This is a genomic window from Agromyces laixinhei (assembly GCF_006337065.1).
Lineage (GTDB): Bacteria > Actinomycetota > Actinomycetes > Actinomycetales > Microbacteriaceae > Agromyces > Agromyces laixinhei.
This window is the reverse complement of record NZ_CP040872.1, coordinates 1,015,699-1,034,834: the sequence shown is the minus strand read 5'-3', so window position 1 is coordinate 1,034,834 and position 19,136 is coordinate 1,015,699. Positions and strand designations below refer to the sequence as shown.

At 65.4% G+C, this 19,136-nt stretch carries 15 protein-coding genes and 1 pseudogene; 10 read left to right on the top strand and 6 right to left on the bottom strand.

The features are described from left to right. The first annotated feature begins 139 nt into the window (after positions 1-139). Entirely contained in the window at positions 140-2,821 is a 2,682-nt protein-coding gene (mobF, locus tag FHG54_RS04860) for a MobF family relaxase (RefSeq protein ID WP_233437878.1), read from the top strand. A gap of 115 nt (positions 2,822-2,936) precedes the next feature. After that, on the top strand, positions 2,937-3,860 hold the full coding sequence (locus FHG54_RS04855) for a DUF2971 domain-containing protein (RefSeq protein ID WP_168197108.1): 924 nt from the start codon (positions 2,937-2,939) through the stop codon (positions 3,858-3,860). Here FHG54_RS04855 and FHG54_RS16920 read toward each other — a convergent pair. Beyond that, entirely contained in the window at positions 3,843-3,968 is a 126-nt protein-coding gene (locus tag FHG54_RS16920; RefSeq protein WP_267898512.1) for a hypothetical protein, read from the bottom strand. The two genes, FHG54_RS04855 and FHG54_RS16920, sit on opposite strands and share 18 nt — an antisense overlap. Positions 3,969-4,164: 196 nt before the next feature. On the opposite strand from FHG54_RS16920, the gene FHG54_RS04850 reads away from it, so the two are divergent. Beyond that, entirely contained in the window at positions 4,165-4,656 is a 492-nt protein-coding gene (locus tag FHG54_RS04850) for a valine--tRNA ligase (protein ID WP_139416275.1), read from the top strand. A 177-nt stretch (positions 4,657-4,833) separates the two neighbouring features. After that, positions 4,834-6,231 carry an ATP-dependent DNA helicase gene (locus FHG54_RS04845; protein WP_233437877.1) on the top strand — a complete coding sequence of 466 codons (1,398 nt, stop codon included), beginning with the start codon at positions 4,834-4,836 and terminating at the stop codon, positions 6,229-6,231. A gap of 381 nt (positions 6,232-6,612) precedes the next feature. Here the strand turns inward: FHG54_RS04845 and FHG54_RS04840 are convergent, their stop codons facing one another. Further along, positions 6,613-7,869: a hypothetical protein gene (locus FHG54_RS04840; protein WP_139416273.1), complete on the bottom strand. Its 1,257-nt coding sequence runs from the start codon at positions 7,867-7,869 to the stop codon at positions 6,613-6,615. 178 nt (positions 7,870-8,047) lie between these two features. On the opposite strand from FHG54_RS04840, the pseudogene FHG54_RS17115 reads away from it, so the two are divergent. Continuing rightward, positions 8,048-8,365: pseudogene (locus FHG54_RS17115) on the top strand (HNH endonuclease); the annotation flags it as partial. A gap of 436 nt (positions 8,366-8,801) precedes the next feature. On the opposite strand, the gene FHG54_RS16690 reads toward FHG54_RS17115, so the two are convergent. Next, positions 8,802-9,809 (bottom strand): hypothetical protein, encoded by a 1,008-nt coding sequence (locus FHG54_RS16690; protein WP_233437876.1) that lies wholly within the window; start codon positions 9,807-9,809, stop codon positions 8,802-8,804. A 529-nt stretch (positions 9,810-10,338) separates the two neighbouring features. Between FHG54_RS16690 and FHG54_RS04830 the strand changes: the two genes are divergently transcribed. From FHG54_RS04830 to FHG54_RS04815, 4 genes are all read left to right on the top strand, one after another. Next, entirely contained in the window at positions 10,339-11,616 is a 1,278-nt protein-coding gene (locus tag FHG54_RS04830; protein WP_233437875.1) for a Mu transposase domain-containing protein, read from the top strand. Continuing rightward, positions 11,613-12,419, top strand: a complete 807-nt coding sequence (gene istB, locus FHG54_RS04825) for an IS21-like element helper ATPase IstB (RefSeq protein ID WP_139416272.1) — start codon at positions 11,613-11,615, stop codon at positions 12,417-12,419. The genes FHG54_RS04830 and istB overlap by 4 nt, the downstream gene beginning before the upstream one ends. Positions 12,420-12,579: 160 nt before the next feature. After that, complete coding sequence (locus FHG54_RS04820) at positions 12,580-13,437, top strand: hypothetical protein (RefSeq protein ID WP_139416271.1); 858 nt, start codon at positions 12,580-12,582, stop codon at positions 13,435-13,437. 503 nt (positions 13,438-13,940) lie between these two features. Beyond that, a complete protein-coding gene (locus FHG54_RS04815) occupies positions 13,941-14,786 on the top strand; it encodes a type IV toxin-antitoxin system AbiEi family antitoxin domain-containing protein (RefSeq protein WP_168197107.1) in 846 nt (281 codons plus the stop codon). A gap of 126 nt (positions 14,787-14,912) precedes the next feature. Here FHG54_RS04815 and FHG54_RS04810 read toward each other — a convergent pair whose 3' ends face one another. After that, positions 14,913-15,383 (bottom strand): hypothetical protein, encoded by a 471-nt coding sequence (locus FHG54_RS04810; RefSeq protein WP_139416269.1) that lies wholly within the window; start codon positions 15,381-15,383, stop codon positions 14,913-14,915. Positions 15,384-15,751: 368 nt separating this feature from the next. Between FHG54_RS04810 and FHG54_RS04805 the strand changes: the two genes are divergently transcribed. After that, on the top strand, positions 15,752-16,429 hold the full coding sequence (locus FHG54_RS04805; protein WP_139416268.1) for a hypothetical protein: 678 nt from the start codon (positions 15,752-15,754) through the stop codon (positions 16,427-16,429). Between the two features lie 417 nt (positions 16,430-16,846). On the opposite strand, the gene FHG54_RS04800 is transcribed toward FHG54_RS04805, so the two are convergent. Next, entirely contained in the window at positions 16,847-18,196 is a 1,350-nt protein-coding gene (locus FHG54_RS04800; RefSeq protein WP_139416267.1) for a DUF1214 domain-containing protein, read from the bottom strand. Then, positions 18,193-19,113, bottom strand: coding sequence for an HAD family hydrolase (locus FHG54_RS04795; protein ID WP_168197032.1), 921 nt, complete (start codon positions 19,111-19,113; stop codon positions 18,193-18,195). Before FHG54_RS04795 ends, FHG54_RS04800 begins: the two co-directional genes overlap by 4 nt. Positions 19,114-19,136 lie beyond the last annotated feature (23 nt).

The window sequence follows — 19,136 nt, the reverse complement described above, 5'->3', positions numbered from 1 at the left end:
AGCGAATTAGCCAACTCGAACCTGCTCGACCGGATACACCTCCAGGCGCCGCCAAGAGTACCGATACATCGTTCCTACAGCACACACCCGCACACTCCGAGTCCCCCATTTCTGAATGGACGTATGCTACCGTAGGTAGTTGCAAGAACCTGAGCTAGCTCGGAGGAAGGCGATGCGAGGTGGAGTGAACCTGTACCGAGGTTCCGGAGCCGATGCGCGCCGATACCTGGAGTCCGATCGCTCCCGCGCCGACGACTACTACCTCGAGGGCGGCACGGCGCTGGCCGAGTTCTCCGTCGTCGACGGCAACGGCGACCTGATCGGCGAGGGCGCCCTCACTCCCGAGCAGTACGCGCACTGGGTCGACTGGATCAACCCGCTCACCGGCGAGTCGATGGGCACGCCCCGCCACGCCGGCGACGCTCGCCACGGATCGCCGCGGTTCGCGGAGATGGTCGTCAACGCGCCGAAGTCGCTGTCGATCGCCGCGGCGCTTCACCCCGAGGTATCCGAGGCCCTCGATGCGGCGCAGCGTGACGCGGTCGCCGAGATCCGCGTCTGGCTCGGCCAGCACTCGGTCACTCGTGTCGGCCCGCGCGGGGCGCAGCGGGTGGTGCCGGTCGAGCAGTTCGAGACGGTCGCGGTCTCGCACAAGACCTCGCGGGCCGGCGACCCGCACCGGCACATCCACTTCCAGATCGGCACACGGGTGTGGGCGGATGCCGCGTGGCGAGGTCTCGACACGGCGGCGCTGTTCCGTCAGCAAGGTGCGATCCGCGCGCTCGGCACGGCCGTGATCGCGGCGCATCCGCACCTCGCGGCCGCGCTCGACGCGCATGGCCTCACGCTCGATCCGGTGACGGCCGAGGTCACCGAACTGCAGCCGTTCAACGCGGCGATGAGCAAGCGTGCCGAGCAGGTTACGCGCAACCTGGCACGCTTCGAGAAGGACTGGCGTGCGGTGCATCCGGACCAAGAACCCGGACCCGCCGCGATGTCGCGACTGACCGCGATGGCGTGGGATCACGAGCGGCCGCACAAGAAGCCGACCCAACTCGGCAGCGAGGAAGCGTGGCGGCGCGAGCTCGAGGCATCCGGCTATCGACCTAATCTCGAACGCGTGCGGGCGCAACGGGCCGTCGCGCTCGATGAGCTGAGTGTGAAGGATGTCGCGTCCCGCGCGCTCGATCGATGCGCGGCCGCTGCGTCGACGTGGACGGTGCACGACATCCAGGAGCACGTGTCGCACCTCGTCACCGAGGCCGGCGTTCGGGCCGACCCGACGCCGCTGCGCGAGTTCGTCACGCTCGTCACAGAGCTCGCCAAGGCGAACTGCCTGTCGGTGCTGCCGCCCGATGGGCCGCATCCTGAGCACGTCGCGCACCTGACGAGCGTGCATGTAATCGCGGTCGAGACCCGGCTGCGAGATCTGCTCACGGCCCGTGCCGGGCGGCCTCCGCAACACACGCCGGACCTCTCGCGCCTTGCACAGCGGCTCCGACTCGACCCGGCACAGGCGCGCGCGGCTGCGGCCGTGGCATCAGCTCAACCGCTCGTCGTCGTGGAGGGTGCAGCCGGCGCGGGCAAGACGACGATGCTCGCCGCTGCGATCAAGGCGGCGGCGATGCAGGGTCGCAAGACCCGCGTGGTCACGCCGACGAAGAAGGCGGCCGACGTTGCGCACCAGGAGCTCGGGGTTGCGGCCGACAGCGTCGCCAAGCTCGTGCACGAGCACGGGTGGCGGTGGAATCGCGACGGCGTGTGGACGCGGCTCGCCATCGGCGACCGCGATCCTGACACGGATGCCGCGTACGCCGGCCCTGCGGCATCCGCTCGGCTGCGCCGCGGCGAACGAATCGTCGTCGACGAGGCGGGAATGCTCGACCAGGACACGGCGCTCGCGCTACTGACCGTCGCCGATGAGGTGGGCGCCATCGTTGCCCTCGTCGGCGACCGTGCGCAGCTCGCCGCCGTCGGCCGAGGTGGTGTGCTCGACATGGCCGCGCAACTGGTCCCCCGCGTGCATCACATGACGACCGTGCACCGATTCGTCGATACGAAGTACGCCGCGCTCACCGTGCAGATGCGGCGCGGGGATCATCCGGAGGCCGTCTTCGATCGGCTGTGCGCGCTCGGTCTTGTTGCGATTCATGAGAGCCCGGATGCGCAGCTCGAGGCGCTTGTGCGCGAGTGGCGCGAAGGGTGCGCAATGACCGTTGCGACGAACGACGAGGCGCGCGAGCTGAATGCGCGGATCCGCGAGGAGCGGGTGCGGGCCGATCTCGTCGATGACAGTTGCACGGTGATCGGGAGCGATGGGTTGAGCATCGGGCGCGGCGATGTGATTCAGACTCGGCGGAATGACTCGGGCGTGCGAGTGGCGAATCGGCAGGTATGGGTCATTCGGCGCGTGGGCGAGGATGGCGCAGTGTGGGCGGCGGAACGTGCCCCCGGGCGTCGGCCGCCATCAGTGCGGCTGCCAGCAGAGTACGTTGCCGAGCACACGCACCTCGCGTACGCCGCGACGGCACACGGGGTGCAGGGCATGACGGTGGACGAGTCGCACACGGTGGTCGGTGATGCGATGGGTGCGGCGAGTGTCTACGTGGGGATGACGCGCGGCCGGAGCATCAACCGGGTGCACCTCGTGGCCGTGGATGCGGGTGATGCGTGTGAGCAGTTCGTCGTCGCGATGGATCGGGATCGCGCCGATCACGGCCTCGTGAGGGGCACCTCGGCTGCACGAGAGTCCGTTCGCGGACTTACGACTGCATCTGCACCCTCACCACGGAGGAACCCAGGAGCAGTCCTGAACCGATGAGTATCCGTGGGCGAGACCTACCGAGCGGATGGTCGATGTATCGTTTGCCCTGCGACCCGGCCTTGGCAGAGCGAAGCCTGATCCAAGTAAGACTCTGTTCCCGAAAGGAAGTCATTTGGCCGGCAAATTGTACAAGTACCTCGCCCCTGATCTTGCAGGCAAAGCACTTTCGCAAAATGGCGCAACACTCAAGTTCTCCCTGCCGAACGAGTTCAATGACCCTTTCGAGTTGTTTCTCACCGTTGACCATAATTTCCCCCCTGACACTCTCGCTTTCTATGAAGAGGTGATCGGAGCGATGGGGATGATGCCCACCACATGCTTCTCACGTCACCCTGATGTCGTTCCGATGTGGGCTCACTACGGACAGAACGGTGAGGGGTTTGTCATTGAGATAGATGAAGCAAGTTTGCGTGCTGAACTCGGTGACTCCTGCGTTATTGATGACGTAACCTATCGCGACTCGCCCGCCGACGACCTCGCGGGTTCACTCGCGCGGGCTCAATATCGCCAGAAGTTTAGGGACATCTACTTTCTCCGCAATAGTGTGTACCACGCCGCATACTTCACAAAGGCCTCGTGCTGGTCGTACGAGAAGGAGAGGCGTCTCGTCCTGAACAATGCGACCGACCTCGTTCATGTGGACGGAGCATCACTCCTTTCGATTCCGCGTCATTGTGTAACCGCAGTGATCCTCGGCTCGAACATTGACGCTGACACGCAGTCCAAACTGCGCTCGTACGCCGCGGATATTGGTTGCGAAGTCTATGAGAGCAAGATCGGGCGAAACAACATAACCCCATTCTTCTTGGCTTCGGACGGTTCGTCTCGTGTCTTTGCAGAAGGGGCGATCTCAGAACCCGAGAACGCTTGCGAGGTGTGCGGCGAGCCTCTAGTAATGGGCAATCGCTGCTCATGGTGCAGGATCCAGGATGCTGATCGTGACATTGCGGCAGCAAATAACCCTTGGCGAGTCCTTGCTGAACATGGGTTCTTGGAGAACTACATCGAATCCATGAACTCAATCGGGAAGAAGTAGTCGCTCGAGACTGGCGAGGGTCTCGGCGAGTGACACCATACTGGTGAAGGCGAACCGGTCAGCAACATCATCTGCCTCAAAGGTGGTGTCGAGCAGCAACGTCCTCATGATTCGATTCTGGCAAGAGCTGCGGACATGACCACCACGACGGAACCGCTTCGCGCGCGAGGCTTGGGATTGTCAAACTCGTCGCGCCGTTAGCCGCGTGTACGCGGCACCCGGAATGCGGAAAAAAGTCATCAGCGAGCGCACCGGCTTCGCGTCCTCGACTGCGCCCGCGTGAGCCGGGTGAAACACTGGATACGTGTATTCGGCGTGGCAGTGGTGGGCTGAGATGATCATCCCTGCCGCGGGCGTCATCGCCTCGACAGCAGTCGCGATTACGGCAGTCTTTGTGACGGTTCGGCTCGCAAGAGTTCAGCGCGCGGAAGCCGAACGCTCTCAGCGACTGGAGTATGCGCTCGCAATCGATCTCGCGTTAGCCGAGTACCGATCGAGGCTGCAGTCTGGCGAGATCGATTACCAGCGAGCCTCGAGCATCAAGACGGCACTGCACGACGTCACGGTCAAGATGAACGCGGCTGCTGTTTCCGTTCGCGATGTGTCTGAGGTCGACGCTTGGTTGAAACACGAACTGACTGCCTCGCTGGCGGCCATCTTGGCGGAGGCGATCGACGGGCACCAGACCCGAGAGCTCCAGGCGCTAAGAGAACGTGTGGGTCCCCGCCTCTTTGCCTGGGCTCGTACGGGCCGTCTGGGCGACCCCGCCCAGAGACCAACGGACGACGCAGTTTGAGGGTCGCCCACGTCGGAGCTGACGGCGCTCTGAAACTCCCCTACCCCGGGTCCGCCCGACAGCCCGCATCCCGAGCACGTCGCGCACCTCACGAGCCTGCACGTCATCGCCACGGAGACCCGCCTGCGCGACCTGCTCACCGCTCGCGCCGCGCAATCACGGCAACGTGCACCAGATGTGACGCACGTCGCACGCAGGCACCGGCTCGACCCGGCGCAGGCGCGAGCGGCCGCGGCCGTGGCATCCGTCGATCCGCTCGTCGTCGTCGAAGGCGCAGCCGGCGCGGGGAAGACTACGATGCTCGCCGCCGCAATCGAGGCCGCCGCCGCGCACGGCCGCGCAACCCGGGTGGTCACGCCGACGAAGAAGGCGGCCGATGTTACGCATCAGGAACTCGGGGTTGCAGCCGACAGCGTCGCGAAGCTCGTGCACGAGCACGGCTGGCGATGGAATCGCGACGGCGTCTGGACCCAGCTCGCCGTCGGCGAGATCGACCCTGCAACGGATGCCCCATACACCGGCCCCGCGGCATCCGCTCGGTTTGCCCGCGGTGAGCGGATCGTTGTCGATGAAGCGGGCATGCTCGACCAGGACACCGCACTCGCGCTCCTGACCGTCGCCGACGAGCACGGCGCAACCCTCGCCCTGGTCGGCGACCGCGCGCAACTCGCCGCGATCGGCCGCGGTGGCGTGCTCGACATGGCCGTGGAACTGCTTCCCCGCGTGCACAGCATGACCGCCGTGCACCGTTTCACCGACCCCGCGTATGCCGCGCTCACCGTGCAGATGCGACGCGGGGAGCATCCGGAATCGCTGTTCGACCGCCTTCACGCGCTCGGCCTCGTCGTGATGCATGAAAGCCCGAATGCCCTCCATGATGCACTCGCACGTGAGTGGTGTGACGGAAATGCGATCACCGTCGCGACGAACGACGAAGCCCGCGAACTGAACACGCGCATCCGCGACGAGCGAGTGCGCGCCGGCCACGTCGACGACCAACTCACCGCGACCGGCAGCGACGGCCTAAGCATCGGACGCGGCGACGTGATCCAGACCCGGCAGAACGACTCCGCTGTGCACGTGGCGAACCGGCAGACCTGGATCGTCCAGAGCGTGGGCGGCGATGGCGCCGTGTGGGCGAAGGAACACACCTCGAGTTGGAGACAACGCACTGTGCGACTGCCGGCGGAGTACGTCGCCGAGCACACCCATCTGGCGTACGCGTCGACCGCCTACGGGATGCAGGGCGCCACTGTGCGCGAGTCCCACACGATCCTCGGCGACGTCATGGATGCGGCGGGCGTCTATGTCGGCATGACCCGCGGACGTGACTCCAACCGCCTGCACCTCGTCGCCGGCGACTTGGACGATGCACGGGAGCAGGTTGTCCTCGCGACGGAACGCGACCGCGCCGATCGCGGGCTTACCCGCGCGACCATCGCCGCGCGGGAGTCCGTGCGCGGCCTCGCGACCAGCACGGACGAGCGGCGTCGCGAAGCTCGCCTGCCGGACGGGACGAGTTTCGGTCGGGACTCCACAACCCGGAGCACGCCGGAAGTCGGTCTGAGCCGATGACGTATAGGTTCCGCGCTGACTTGGCACCTGTGGCCGCGAGTGCACGGAAAGTGTCATCGACGGAGAGCCTCGGATTCCGCCCGGGAAGGCTCGGTATAGCTGTCCCTTGCTTAGCGTCGATGGCTCCGCTGGACCTCTTGGGCGCCTCGCCGCTGGACTACGCCCACGAGGAACGGCGGCAACCCGGAGCAGCCGCTTGGGAAGTGGGCGTCCTGCTGCTGGGATGGGCCGGCGCCACTGCCCGCGAAGGCGTGTCGCCGTCGCTGTATCTTCGCCGTCGCAAGCTAGGACGCCGTTCTGCCATGACGATTCGCCGAAGGGGAAGATCGGCACAATGAAAGTACGTGACCAAGACCCGTTCGCTAACCGTCAGCGTTGAGGTTACCGTCGCGTGCTGTACTCCATGTCGATCCGCAGATCGTGGACGAGGATCCGGCCGTCGAAAATCTCGTGCCTGATGAGCCTGCCTTCGCGGACGGCGGCTTTCTCGGGGAAGTCCGCGAACCGGTCGTTGCTCAGCACGTAGGTACTGGGTTCCTTCGCCGCGTCGAGAATGGTCTCGTCCGCGCCGGCCTTCGTGGCGACGATGTGGACATTCATCCCCTGCATCTGAGATCGGAGCGCGTCAGTGCTCTGGACGCTGAGCTTCTGAACGATCGACGCGTCAAAGATCACCAGCACCTCGGCGTCCTCGGCCAATCGAGCCAACAGCGCTCGCAGCGCCCACAACCCGATGAGCCTGTCACCCTCGTAGCAGAGGTTGCTGCCGTCGACAATGAGCTTCTGTACGTCCAGCGTTCCACGGCGGATGATGTCCTGAACACGGTATTCCAGCTTGGCCACATCCCGCTGCGCCGAGGCGACCTTCGGCACGGCGGAATTGATGATGTCGCGGGGCCTCGAATTGCCTAGGTCGCTGCCGCACTCCTCGTGGATCTGCCGCCTCTCCCTGCCATTCTCAGCCAGTCCGAGCTGTCGGTCGTAGTATCGAGCCCGCTCAAGCTTCCGCTCCAGATCGCCCAGCTCGCTCTTCCGCCTGAGGTACTCCTTCAAGGGGACTTCGAGTTCCTCGTCGAGTGCAGTCGCCCGCGCCGTCAACGCGTCCAACTCGTCGCTCCTGCCCGCGGCTTCAGCGACCAACTTGCCCAGGCGATCCCCAGTCGCGCCGCGGTCGAACATCGAGTGCCGCTCCAGCTCGTCGCGCATCTCGGCGAGACGTGTCAACATCATGGCCTGCCCGTCTGCAAGCTCGCGCTCTAGCGACTGACCATTCTCGATCTCGACAAGGCACCGATTCAGCTCCTTCGTCTTCGCCACCGCTATCCGAGTAGCGGAGACCAGATCCCAGAGCAGAGTCCAAGGGAGTACCAAATTCCGAGGTTCGATTTGAAGACGAGTCTGCGGCCGAAGGTTGTCGGCCTGCTCACGTGTGCCCTCGATCGTCGTCCGCAGGTTCGCGAGTCTGTCTTCGCCGTCGACCACGGCCGCCTCAGCGTCGGCGATCTGACTCTCCATCGCGGCCGGTTCGAAAGCGTCGAACCACTCGAGCTCCTCGCGGCATTCGCCGATTGTCGAGCCCAAATCTTCGAGGGCTTCTGTGTGCGCGCGAATGTGCGAGGCAAGCGGGTTGTATTCCACAGAGTCATCCTGCCAGCCGTGCGGCGGGCTTTAGCTCACCGCAAGAGGCTACGGGGACTGGAATGCGCTGAGCTGTTCAGCGATCCGCACGACATCGGTCAATGACCCGAATCTCGCTATGGTGACGATGTGCAGCCACCATTCCTGATCGAGGTCCCGCATGCTCGCTACTTCGTAGATGACCACTGCGCTAATTGCCTCGATGAGCTCGACCTCGACATCGCAGGACTCTATTGTTCAACCTGGTGCCAAGAGGTGCCGGGCCACGTCCGTTACATGCGACGGGTGTTCCGGGACGGACGCTTCCATGACCCGGACGTGCAACTCGCCATCCACACAAAGAACGCATGCCTCCTGGTCGGCGGGTATCGCTCGCTCGGGCGCAGGCTTACTCCCCCGGATCCGAGTCGAGGTGCGACAGCGCGATAGCGGGATCTGTCAGAGATGCGGCAAGCCAGGGGTCGAAGTCGATCACATAGACGGGAACTCCGACGAGCTCGACAATCTGCAGTTGCTCTGCCTCGACTGCCACCACGCGAAAACCGCCGAGAACTTCGTTCCCGCCAGTGAGGAAAGCCGACAGCTACTCCTGGCGCTCGTGGCGATGCGTGTTGCGCCCGACGAGCCGCGGCTTCTCGCCGACGATGAGGTCGGCTGGAACGCACAGTGGCGCCGGTATTCAAGCGGCGCGCAAAGAACGCTTCATCGACCAGCTGCGGAATGCCGGGTTGCGAGTGCGCCGCAACGATTCGCATGCAACGCGTGTGCGGGCCTACCTCGAGGCCACGCCGTCGACGACTGCCTGATAACGGAGACGGCTCCAGACTTCGGAAAGGACGAGCTTCATGCCGAGGAGGCGCGGCGCTCCCTAGCAGACTCGTGTCTCGGTCGGCGGTCCGCCAACGGACGTCGGCAAGCGGATCCCCTATCGGTCACGTTTCGTCGTCGTACCTCGAGGCGGCTACGAAGGTCTCAAAGTCGAATGCCGGATCGTCGAGTGCGCTTGGGTCAACGTCGAACCGGCGGGCCGGGAGGCCAGCTGTCGATAGTTCTTCTTGGCCGTCGAGGACGAGCTCGCAAACGGCGCAGAAGAACACCATCGGATCGAAAGATGGCTGCCAATAACCGATTGCGATTGGTTCGTACTGCCCGCCTCCCAAAGGCTCCACGTCCCAGTCGACCTCAGCCTCCACATCGACGTATCCGAAAAGCCGGCCCGACGAGGCGCACTCGGGGCAATCGGCATCCATGCTCGTGCCGCCAGGCACGTAGTCCTTCGGGTCCAGGGTGAAGCGCTCGCGCTCGCGCTGACTTGTTGTCGTGTCGAAGCTGGGCTGCCCCAGCAGATCCTCCAACCGGCGAAGCCGGTTGCGTGCTTTCGCGAGTTTCATCTGCACGGTGGTTGACACCGACGCCTGTTGATCCTCCGCCAAGGCATTGACGGTCGCCACATCACTCCCGTAGAACGCATTGCGGTCGCGGCCGAGCTGCTCAAGCAAGAAATCGATCACCGCCAGGCAGTCAAGCAAGACGTGCCTTGCCTCCTCGGACGCAGCTCCAACATGGACCGCACCGTTCCGCACAGCCGCAATGCGGTCACGACGCTTCTTCTCAACTGGGAATCCGGCGTTGAGGTCAGCAAGTCGAGAAAGGACGACGCTCAGACTGGCCGTCTTGAGACCTGGTGCACTGAGGGGGTCCCCCTTGACGAGCCGCCGCAGAGATTGCTCGCCATCGTTGCCGGAGACCACCGCGAGCAGCGCGGGGTTACGCGCCCAAAGGGCAGCTTTGCCCAGCAGCTCGACCGCTTGCGGGGCCATGAGGCAGACTGCTTCCAGATCTTCGTCATGCCATGCGGTTAACGCGTCGCGAGCCCATCGCTCCGCGCTGGCGACGAGTGCGGCGCCTACTGTCGACACCGGCAACGATTTCGAGGTCATACCGATAGCCTGCCAGCCGCGCACCCGGCCTTCGTCGCTGGATGAACCGCAACACCCGCTGCGACGTTCCACCGATAAGACCGAACAACCCGAAGAGACGGTTCCCGCAGGGACGGTCACCAACGGTGCCGCCGCCGACGACATCACCCAGCCCGATGGCCCGCGCACCTTCACCCCCGGTGAACGCCATCGCGAGCCCCAGGAGCGAAAGCAACGCAGCGCAGGCCGCTGCCAAGTACTGTATGCGTTCGGCAATCCCGACGGCCGGACTGCCTTGCACGATGACTCGGATGCTTCAATCGCTACGAGCGAGCCATGCATCAAGGCCGGGAGCGTATCGCTGACGGCGCTCACTGAAAGTCCCCACTTCTGCTCATCGAAATTCCCCACCGTGGGTCGCTCCGCCGCATGAGGCGGGCCTCCCTCGATGCTGGTGGTCTCTGACCACACACCAGCCTTCGAGGGAGGCCCTGTTTCTCATGCTCTCAGAGAGGAGCAGCGTGGATATCCACGCTCTGAAACGGCAGGGATGACGATCAGCGAGATCGCCCGCCGCACCAACCATGACCGCAAGACCATCCGTGCCTACCTGAACGGTGAACGCAGCCCTGGGGTGCGTGAACGCGCCGCCCCGGACGCGTTCGATGAGTTCGTCGACTATGTCACCGCCCGGCTGGCCGAGGATCCGCACCTGTGGGCGGCGACGCTGCTGGACGAACTCGTGCCGCTGGGGTTCACCGGGTCGTACCCGACGTTGACGCGGCAGATCCGGGTCCGAGGGTTGCGCCCGGCGTGCACGGCCTGCGCACACGTCACGAAACGGCCCAACGCGATCATCGAGCACCCGCCCGGGGAGGAGACCCAGTTCGACTGGCTCGAGCTACCCGACCCACCCGCCGGGTGGCGGTTCCCGCGCAAGCGGGCGTTCCTGCTGGTCGGCTCGCTCGCGCACTCCGGAGCCTGGCGGGCGGTGATCTCGCCGTCGATGGATATCCCGCACCTGCTGGCCGCGATGACGACCCTGCTCGCGCTGCTGGGCGGGCTGACCAGGGTCTGGCGGTTCGACCGGATGCGGACCGTGCTGGACCCCGTGACCGGGGATCTGACACCGATGTTCGCGGCGTTCGCGAAGCACCACGCCGTCCAGCCCATCGTCTGCCGACCCCGCAGCGGGAACCGGAAGGGCGTGGTCGAGAAGAACAACCACACCGCCGCGCAACGCTGGTGGCGGAACCTTCCCGACGAGCTCACCCTCGAGCAGGCGCAAGCCAGCGTCGAAGCGTTCGCGAAACGGCAGGACGACCGGCCACGGCAGACCCAGACCGGCAAGACGACCTCGGCGGCGATGTTCACCGCCGAGCGACTCCGCCCACTCCCACCGCTCGTGTTCCCCGTCGTGGTGACCGAGGAGCGCTCCGCGACTCGGCAGGCCTTGATCGACTGGCGCGGGAACCGGTACTCCGTCCCGCCCGAGCTGGCCGCCACGAGAGTGACCGTGCACCAGCGCCTCGGCGCCAACACGATCGACATCGCCACCGCCGCGGGCACCGTCGTCGCCCGGCACCGCCTCGCCGAGTCCGGCCTCGGAGTCACGATCCGTGACAGCGGACACGTCACCGCGCTGGAAGCGATCGCAATGGCCTCGGCACCGCCGGGACGCCCACACCGGCGCAAGGAACGCATCCCGCCCGGGCCCGCCGCGCTTCGGGCTGCGCAGGTCCTGACCGGCGCCGCCCAGCCCTCCTCGACCGTGATCAGCCTGGCCGCCTACGAGCAGGCCGCGAAGAACAGGAACACCCTCCGATGACCACCACTACGACCACCGCCGCGAGTGTCTACCAGCAGCTGCGCGGCCACCTGCTCGAACTCAAACTCACCGACGCGGCCGAGGCGCTGCCCACAGTGCTCGACCAAGCCACTGCCGAGGGCTGGTCGCTCACCCAGGCGCTCGAGCACCTGCTGCGCGTCGAGGTCACCGCGATCGACGCCCGCCGCCTGGCCGGCCGGTTCCGGTTCGCGAACCTCCCCACCGGCGCGACCCTCGACGACTTCGATCTGGATTCCGCCAGCGGCATAGACCGTTCGCTGCTCGCCGAGCTGGGCACCTGCCGCTACATCGACACCGCCACCAACGTGCTCCTGATCGGACCGCCCGGCGTCGGGAAGACCCACATCGCGACCGGTCTCGGCCACGCCGCCGTGACCGCTGGCTACCGGGTCTACTTCATCAGCGCCGCCGACCTCGCCGCGCGCTGCCACCGCGCCGCGATCGAAGGCAAATGGGCGACGATGATGCGGTTCTTCGCCGGCCCCACGCTCCTCATCATTGACGAGCTCGGCTACCTCCCGCTGCCCGGCGAAGCCGCGTCCGCACTGTTCCAGGTCATCAACCAGCGGTACTTGAAGACCTCGATCGTGATCACCACGAACCGGCCCGTCGGGGCTTGGGGCGAGATCCTCGGCGACACGACCGTCGCCGCCGCGATGCTCGACCGGCTCCTCCACCGATCCGTCGTCGTCACCCTCGACGGAGCCTCCTACCGGCTCCGAAACCACCACGCCGCAGCCGAGCAACTCCGCCGCGTCACCACCGGCACAAACCTGCGCTAACCTTGCCCCGCGACCTGAGGAACTTCGATGAGCAACTCTGGGGAAATTCGCTGAGCGCCGTCATCGCTGGGGTCAGCCCGCTCGTTTGTCGGGTGTCCCTTCCTCGAGACCGTTACGCGTGGCCCACGCCTTGGTCTGCGGCAGCCGGCAAGATGAGTGCATGGATGACATTGCCAGGTCGAAGCAAGCGGTTTCTCAGCCGGACGTGCGTCAGTTCGTCGCGGCTGCTTCGAACCAGCGTGACGAGGAGTGGTTGGCCGGCACCACCACGACCAGCAAAGCTGCCGCCCACGCGCTGATGCTCAGGCACGGGATCTCCGGGGTGGGGATGCTCGACAGGACCGGCGTTCTGGTGCGCGAACCAGACAACCCGGTCTACGCCGGCGCGATCGCGGTGCACGTCGAAGGGGATCGGATCGGATACCTCTCGTCGGGGACAGCCGGTGGGTTTCCGCTCGGCGACGGCGCGGTGACAGTTCCAGTCCGGTTGTTCTCCGCCGACACCCCGAGCGGGTTCCGGGTCGAAGGGTGGGCCTGGATCGGAAGCCGGAAGCCTCGATGGACGTTCAACGAGGTCGACCGCCCGCCGATGACCTCGGCTGAGAAACGGCTGGCGAACCACCAGCGAGCACGCCGAATGGTCGCCGATGCGATCGCCCGCGATGATGAGCGCGGTGACCAATTCCGGGCGTCGCTGGTGGACGGCGTCCACTACCTCGAGCTGGTCGAACCGATCAAGCAGCTGAAGCGCGACGGTCGGCTCGAGGAGGCGCTGGTGCTGGCCTACAAGGCGATCGAGGCTGCCGAGGACGGAAGCCGTTTTGAGGGGAAGCGGGCGCTGCCACCGTTCTACACCGAGCAGGCGGCGATCATCTTACGGAAGCTCGGCCGCCACGATGAGGAGATCGAGGTGCTGCGCCGCTGGATGCGGAATTCCGACCCGAAGTACTGGCAGTCTGCGATCGTGGACCGGCTAGCAAAGCTCACCGGCAGCCGGCCGTGGACCGAGCTCAGCTGATCGGCACGGTCCGGGTGAGAGGTCTCGAGCTTCACCTTCCAACGGTGGTAGCTGTCTTTGACGAGGGTGGCGGTTTCGGTAGCGGTGGCGAGCACCAGTGCCCATAGCCGGTGCTCGAGCGACCGCAGTTCGAGCCCATCCGCACGCTCGCCGGTGCGCGAATTGTAATGACCAAGAAACATCGCCCAGTGAGGATGCCCGCAGGGGCACGCCAATGGGCAAGCTGGGATCTCCGTTCGGGGATCGGCATACCGGCCCGGGCGCCCGGGCAGGGCCTCCGTGTATGAGCATCTCACCGGTGCGGTGCTTGGTGGCAGAGTCTGCGTGTCACTCTCAAGGACGGGGTACGCATCGGGGAGCAGGTCTCGCTCTGATCACCGCGCACGATGCGAGAGAGGTCACGCGGAACGTCTTCACCCGGAATGGCCCAAATCCAATCTCCATGCTTGGAAACTCACATCTTTCGTTAGAATCCAAGCATGAAATCGCGTGAGGCGCTCCGAGTGCTGGCGGAGGTGTCCGGATCCCAGTGGGGCATGGTCACCTCAGCACAAGCCAGCGCGCGCGGCATCAGCCACATGAACCTCACGCGACTGGCTGAGTCCGGTGACCTGATCCGCCTGTCGCACGGGGTGTACAGGGTTGCCGGCGCACCCGGCGGACAGCATGAGGAACTGCGTGCGGCATGGCTGGCAACCGAGCCCGCGAAGCTTGCGTACGAGCGCCTCAGCGAACGACCGGGAAGCGCCGTCGTCTCCGGGGAATCGGCAGCTCGACTCCACGACATCGGCGACCTACGGGCGATGAAAAGCGAGTTCACGACCCCAACCCGCAAGCAGACCCAGCGAGCAGACGTCCGACACCGAACCCGAGTGCTGCCCGAGCAGGACGTCACCGTGCTGGACGGCCTGCCCACGACGACTCGGGAACGCACGATCGCCGACCTGGTCGAGGGTCGGCACGACTTCAGCATCGTCGGTAATGCACTCCGTGACGCCGCTTGGCAGTCCCGTCTGGACGTGGACCGACTCACCGAACTCCTGAGCCCGCTCGCTGATCGCAACGGCCACCGCAGGGGTGATGGTGATGCGCTGCTCGAGGAACTCATGCGTGTCGCCGGCATCGACCAGGACAGCATCGCGAAGCAGATCGCCTCGATCCCCTCGCTCGGCGGCCTCATCGCAGCCCATTTCCTCGAGAACCTCCCGAAGGCCGAGTCCATTAGCGGAGTCGCTGCAGCGACTAGGTCGTCAGACGCGCATGCGCGGCTGACAATGCAACTGGACGCGGTTGATTGGGTCTCACTTGCCGTGTCGACGCAACCGGCGACGAAGGAGGTCCGCAAGTGACGACCGAGGACAGACCGCCCAAGATGCCCCGTCGACGCAGGCGACCGCCGCCGCCTGGAGCGGGATTGTGATGTCTCACGACATCGGTGACGAAACTGCCTCAGGACATCGGTGACACTTCATGTCTCAGGACATCGGTGACGCTACGGTGGTTCGGGGGCGTCGGCCGCGGGGTTTGCCGTTGCCGACGTACTTGATCCCGGGCGCGGGCCTGCTGTGCTCGATCAGGACCGTGCCGTTGAGGTCGGCGACGGTGATGGGGTCACCGTCTTCGCTGACGAGCACGTCTTCGCCAGCGCGTTGGCCGTCAACCATGTAGGTGATCTTGCGTAGACGGATGCTGCCGTTCTCACGCAGCTTGAGGACACGCATGCCGCCGACAACCGGAATCGTGCGGATGGGTGAATCGGTCGACGCTGCCCGTTGCGGTCTCGGCCGGTCAGGCTTCGGTCGTGGCGCCTGGGCTTTCGGGGTCGCCGACCATGCTGTCAGCGGCATGACGCGACCGGGCAGTCCCTGGTGAGGGCGCTCGGTGTTGTAGATGTGAACGCGACCGCTTCGCTGCCCACACGCGCTGCCTGCGTCGCGGGCGATCATCAACCAGTGGTGGGCAACTCAGGTAACGAGTTCCAAGCCCCGTCGCGCACCTCGGGGGCGGGGGGCGCTCTGCGCCGCGATCGAAGGCAAATGGGCGACCCGGATGCGGTTCTTCGCCGGCACAGCCCCTGCTGATCATCGACGAGCTCGGCTACCGCCTACTGGCCCGGCGAAGCCACCGCCCCGCCCCGACAGCGCGCCACGGGCCCTCCCGTCGCGTTCTGCCGCGACCCGCCCCGCAAGACCGGGTCGCCGATGAGGTGCGCAGCGCACAGTAGGATCACGATGCAGCACATTTGGTGCGGTCAAGCTGCCTGCTCCCGCGCCAACGCGCACGATTCATGTGCTACCCGCGCGAATGGATGACTATGGAACTTCACGTGAACGATTCGGGTCTCGCGGCAACTATCGAGATCGCAGTCCCACCACTCATCATCGTTGACTATGAGTTCACCGAAGAGTTGCGAGAGTCCGCCCGATCCGCAGGTGTTGATCCGGACGACTTCGAGATTCACGACAGCGCTATCGGCTACGTCTACCGAGTGATGATCCCGGTCGCGATGGCGGGCGATGGCGCCAAACCCGCGATCACGGATGGTTCTACCGCATATGCAGTCGTCGGGGCGGGTGCAACGGAGAAGGGGCTGAAGGGCGCACTCAAGACGGTGACTAAGACGCTGCGTCGGGACCTCGGGAAGGACACAGCGGCGAGGGCTGAGCATCGCCTGAACGGGGATGCGGCGGCGATGAAGCGTGCGCTCGCCTCATTGGGCGGTCACTCGGGGCTTGGAGAGGACGGGTTCGAGGGCAACGAAGAACCGTCGAGCCAGCCCCTTCAAGGAGTGCAGTCGAACGACAGAGAGTCGGAACTGCGAATTGAACTCGAGCGTCTTACTGCGATCTCTTCCGAGTTCGAAGTCAAAATTCAGTCGGCGGCGACTCTCAAGAAGCAGGCAAAGATCGCGGAGAAGTTCCTGCGACACCTTGATCTCGTTGACGCTGTGTCCGATGAGCTTGATGCATTGATCGCCGCTCGCTCCGATTAGCGACTCGCGACCCGCAGACCGACACCCCGGAGTGTGCCGATGTCTTGGCATACGAAGTGTTACCGATGTCCCTACACAGATTCGTCACCGACGAGCCTGATCGCCGACCCCGATTCCGAACCGAATCTGTGCCACCAACTGTGACCGTTTCGAAGAATCCCTGATCAGCGCGATATCGCACACATAAGAACTGAGCGAAAACCGCCCAGGCTCACTGAAAATCGAAAGGTCACCCGATCGAGGAACGTCGCCGTCCCCGCGGCATCCGCTCGCCTTCCCGCGTGCGGACCATTCGTCGATGAAGCGGGCATGCTCGACCAGGGAGTTGCGCTCGCGCTGCTGACCCACGTCGCCTCGGTCGGCGACGGTGCAGTTGCGACGCGCGCAGCGCCCGGGCCTCGCTGTGCGCTGGGTTCATCAGTGGTCGACACGAGTCGCGTCGGTCAGAGCCCATTCCTTGGTCATGACCTCCTTGCCGACTCCGTAGAACCGGAACATCAGCTCGAAGCGTTCCGAGTCTCCGGTCTCGATGGTGTTCGCCTCCTCGCCCGGCGCGGCATGCGGCGCGAAGTAGACGTCAACGGTGCCGTCGTCGTTGGTGACGAGCCCGGGCGTCTGCGACGAGACGGAGTACTTCGTGTTGCCGCGGATGAACGCGTGGGTGCCGGCGTCGTACATGGTGACCGACCAGAACTGCGAGACGGGGACGTTCGCGGGCACGCGCATCCGATACCTGTTGTTCGAGGAGAAGAATTCGCCGTCGCTGTCGCGCAGGTCGACCAGGTAGAACTGTCCGATCCCGAGGTACCGGATGCCGATGAAGGCCATGTGATAGATGACACCGCGGTTGAGGTAGGGGTACCCCTCAGGGTGGGCGTCGAAACCGTCGCGCTGACTGTCGGTGAAGTCGGTGCGGCCGGGGAAGAACCATTGCGTGCCTGCGAAGAACGGATCGAAGTTCTGCTCGTACTCGGCTTTCACCCACGCATGCGCCTCAACGACGGCGTCTTCGAGAATCGCGGTCAGCTCCGGCGATGGCCGGAACGGTTCGCCATGTCGGATGCCGATCGAGGAGAGCATCTCGGCGAAGGGTCGGTCGCGTGCGAGGAGCGGCTCGTCTTGGAGGGCCCGGTGCAGGAGCTCGTAGAAGCGCAGGTCGTACGGGATGGTGGCGTCGACGACCTTGCCCTGCAGGTCGCGGGCGTGGGTTTCGGGCGGGCTGCCTGCGCTGGCGAGGGGGTAGACGCGGATGCGCCGGCATAGCTCGAGGCCCTTGTCGAGGGCCTCCTGGGTGTGCTCGCCCAGCACAGAGCGCAGCAGCGCGTAGGAGCTGTAGGTCTCGCAGGGCAAGGCGATGTAGCCCTCCGGCACCGGTTCATCCCATCCGGGAGGGAGGATGAGGTAGTTGCCGCCGCGACCCTGATCGACGCCGAAGTGACCGACATCTTCGAGCGGAACCTGCCAGAGGCTGCAGATCGAGCCGTTCAGCGCCTGACCGTCGCTCTCACCCGGGATCTCGACGACGACCGGGCCGTCATGGGTGTCGAAGAAGGCCATGTAGTAGATCAGGTCGGGGTTCGGGGTGAGCGTCTGATTCTGCCAGTCGAGCAATTGCGACCAGTAGACGAATTCGTTGGTCTTGCCCGAAGTCATCACTTCCCGCATCAGCTGGAAGTTCACGGCAGCCATACCCCAGATCGCGGCCTCGACCGCGTGGCGGTGCGTCCCGCGCGCGAGCGCGTCCGTGCTGGTGTCGGTGTCGGTCATTTCATCCTCGTCTCCGTGTGAGTGCGGGTGCTGTCGGTCCAGATGTCCGTCCAGTCGCGGGCAATGCTGGCCACCGTGTATCCGCGGTCGGCGGCAGATGCCAGCACGGTCTCCGCGCCGGTGTCGTAGGCGGGGTCTTCCCGCTCTGTGTCGTCGTGATGGACGAGCAACGCGAATCCCGGCCGTGCTCCGCCGAGGGCGTAGTCGAGCATCTGGGCGTCACCGTCGGAGTTGCCCGCAGCGAAGATGGGGCGTCGCCCGACGCGGCTCCAGATTCGGACCGGCTTCTCTGCACCGTCGTCCATGAACGAGAACGACGGTCCGTACCTCACTTCGGTGGTGGCGTCGTCATACTGCAGGCCGACGGCCGAGCCGATCACCCGCTCCGGAGGGATGCCGTAGACGCGTTCGGTGAACGGCCGCATGAAGTCGCGGTCGCCGCCGGACACGATGTAGCAGGTGAAGCCCGCCCGCTCGAGGTATCGCAGCAGCTCGAGCATCGGCCGGTACACCGTCTCGGCGTACGGGCGGCGCAGGACGGGATGCTCCGCCCTCGCCGCGAACTCGGCCACCGACGCCGCGTAGTCAGCGACGCCCATCCCTTCCGTGATGCGCGTGATCGCACCGATCAGGATGTGCAGGTCGGTGTCGTCACCGGCAAGGTGCTTGCGCAGCGCAGAGGCAAGCCAGGAGAAATCACCGCGCACCGCGCTGCGGTACGGTTCACGGGCGGTGAGCGCCGGATCAGCTGTGGCCATCGCACTCCACTGCTCGACGATGAACCCGACCTGCGCCGGCAACGGCCTCTCAGTCCACAACGTGCCGTCGTTGTCGAACACGGCGATCCGCTCCTCGACCGGAATCGCCGAAGGGCCGGTCGTCGCAGACTCGACGAATCGGAGGATGGCCGTCTTCACAGACGTGTCCTGCCACGACGCCA

Excerpts from the sequence above, each read along its gene's own strand:
- FHG54_RS16920 (WP_267898512.1), bottom strand. The coding sequence starts at position 3,968 with ATGAGGACGTTGCTGCTCGACACCACCTTTGAGGCAGATGATGTTGCT.
- FHG54_RS16690 (WP_233437876.1), bottom strand. The coding sequence starts at position 9,809 with ATGACCTCGAAATCGTTGCCGGTGTCGACAGTAGGCGCCGCACTCGTC.
- FHG54_RS04830 (WP_233437875.1), top strand. The coding sequence starts at position 10,339 with ATGACGATCAGCGAGATCGCCCGCCGCACCAACCATGACCGCAAGACC.
- istB (WP_139416272.1), top strand. The coding sequence starts at position 11,613 with ATGACCACCACTACGACCACCGCCGCGAGTGTCTACCAGCAGCTGCGC.
- FHG54_RS04820 (WP_139416271.1), top strand. The coding sequence starts at position 12,580 with ATGGATGACATTGCCAGGTCGAAGCAAGCGGTTTCTCAGCCGGACGTG.
- FHG54_RS04810 (WP_139416269.1), bottom strand. The coding sequence starts at position 15,383 with ATGATCGCCCGCGACGCAGGCAGCGCGTGTGGGCAGCGAAGCGGTCGC.
- FHG54_RS04805 (WP_139416268.1), top strand. The coding sequence starts at position 15,752 with ATGGAACTTCACGTGAACGATTCGGGTCTCGCGGCAACTATCGAGATC.
- FHG54_RS04800 (WP_139416267.1), bottom strand. The coding sequence starts at position 18,196 with ATGACCGACACCGACACCAGCACGGACGCGCTCGCGCGCGGGACGCAC.